We start from the raw sequence: 980 nt of genomic DNA on the forward strand, positions 1-980 counted from the left end.
TTTTTCTATTTGAGGGTCATCATCTGCAATGCCAATACTCGCACTCATATGAATTTTATGGCCATCAAGCTCAAATGGAGCTGACAGGCTTTTTAATATTTGCTCTGCAATGATAGCGACTTGTTTTAAATCATGGCATTTATTCAAAAGTATGCCAAATTCATCTGCTGAAAAATGAGAAATGATATCTTCTTCTTGAATGACCTGACGCAGGCGATTTGCTACAGCAATCAGAAGTTGATCACCAATGATGTGCCCCAAACTTTGATTTAAAGGCTGGAATCCATCTAAATCAACATACATCACAATCAGGGAGCGAGGATTGTCATGCTGAAGGTGGAAGGCAACATCCAGTATTTTTTCAAAAGTATGATGGTTAATTAATCCGGTTAAACTGTCATGGGTTTGCTGACGGGCAATATATTCGCTATTCGCCCGCTGTTGGGTAATATCTTGCTGAATCCCGATAAAGTGCGTGCAAAAATTTTTATCATCAAAAACGGGTCCTAATATGAGCTGGTTCCAGAACCAGCTGCCATCTTTACGATAGTTTTTTAAGGTCACCTGGATTTCTTGCTGTTCTTGAAGTGCATTGTGGATTTTATACACTGCCTCTGGATCTGTTTCGGGACCTTGCAGAAAGCGACAATTTTTACCGGTGATTTCTTCTTTTTTATAACCCGTCAGGCTTTCAAAAGCAGGATTCACATATTCAATGGCCTGGTCCGCGGTGGCCTTAGTCAACACGATGCCATGAGGATTGGCATCGACACTACGTTTCAGTAGCCGTAACATTTCTTCGGTTTCATGCCGTTCGGTAATATCATGGGCAATCCCAAATACACCGACCACCTGTTGGGCTTGTTGAATAGGTAAATAAGTGAGGTCTAGCCAGTAACATTTCCCCAAGGCATTCTGTGCCTGGATTTCCAGGTGTTGACTGTGGCCTTGCAAGGCCTGTTCAAATGCAGTTTGAGCTA

The 980-nt window shown here is 42.0% G+C and carries 1 protein-coding gene; it reads right to left on the minus strand.

Annotated elements, in window-relative coordinates; genetic code table 11:
- On the minus strand, positions 1 to 980 hold a 980-nt coding region (locus ACPUEY_RS14045), incomplete at both ends, for a diguanylate cyclase domain-containing protein (RefSeq protein WP_425122465.1).

This window comes from Acinetobacter sp. G11, assembly GCF_049808495.1.
Lineage (GTDB): Bacteria > Pseudomonadota > Gammaproteobacteria > Pseudomonadales > Moraxellaceae > Acinetobacter > Acinetobacter kookii.